The 830-nt window shown below is 30.6% G+C and carries 1 protein-coding gene; it reads right to left on the bottom strand.

Going from position 1 to position 830, the window contains the following annotated elements; genetic code table 11:
- Positions 1-111: 111 nt before the first annotated feature.
- Positions 112-801, bottom strand: a complete 690-nt coding sequence (locus CWS31_RS17330) for a hypothetical protein (RefSeq protein WP_101345705.1) — start codon at positions 799-801, stop codon at positions 112-114.
- Between the last annotated feature and the right edge of the window lie 29 nt (positions 802-830).

Genomic DNA, 830 nt, shown 5'->3' with positions numbered 1-830 from the left:
CATTAAGAGGCAAAAAATTGTTTGCTAAAATGTTGAGGCACGAAACAGCAAACTGTTTTTTGTCCTGCTTTAATGGCTTGTTAGGCATATGTGCGCCTATCTGATTTCCAATTAAACTCTAACGCCATTTACAAAACTGCAATTAGGAAAAAATGAATAGGTATCAACGGGCTTAAGCTCAATTATTTCTATTTTACTTATCTTATCTTCTTCTATTTTTTGTTCAATTTCAAAGTAAAACCACCAAAAATCGTTAAATGATGTTAATTCTATATAAGGATAACTTCTTATTTTCCAATTTCCTTTAAGGTGATCTGTTTGTTCGTTAATTTGGTTTGTAAAAGATAGTTGATAAGTATTATCTTTATTTATACGAAGATTAACTAAAGTGTCGCAATTACGGCTTTCGTAATTATTAGCCAAATCTTGATTAGCTATTTTATCTTTTTGTTTTACTCCTTCAGGGAGTAAAAACAAACCGACACTATCTTTGCTATACCAATGATTACCATACACAAGCGCTTCTACATTAGGAATAGCCCAACCTAAGTCAGAAAGTGAATTGGTTAATATATCTAAAGTATTCTCACCTTGAATGAATGGTGAATAAAGCAAGGTTGACTGGTTAATTGTTTCTGGAAAAGAAAGTGTATTGGTGACAACTTTAAAATTAGACTCGTCCAGATTTTTACTAATTTCTTTTATTTCAGAATCAGATAAATAACGTGTATACAAATGAACTTCTGTAGAAGAACAAGAGAAAAGACTAATACTAAGTATTATAATACTCAAAAACTTCATTAAATCGCATCCCTATGAATATGCCTAAC

It is taken from the genome of Colwellia echini, from assembly GCF_002843355.2.
Lineage (GTDB): Bacteria > Pseudomonadota > Gammaproteobacteria > Enterobacterales > Alteromonadaceae > Colwellia > Colwellia echini.
Note: the sequence above shows the minus strand (reverse complement) of the source record. Positions and strands in the feature narration are given on the sequence as shown.

Excerpts from the sequence above, each read along its gene's own strand:
- CWS31_RS17330 (WP_101345705.1), bottom strand. The coding sequence starts at position 801 with ATGAAGTTTTTGAGTATTATAATACTTAGTATTAGTCTTTTCTCTTGT.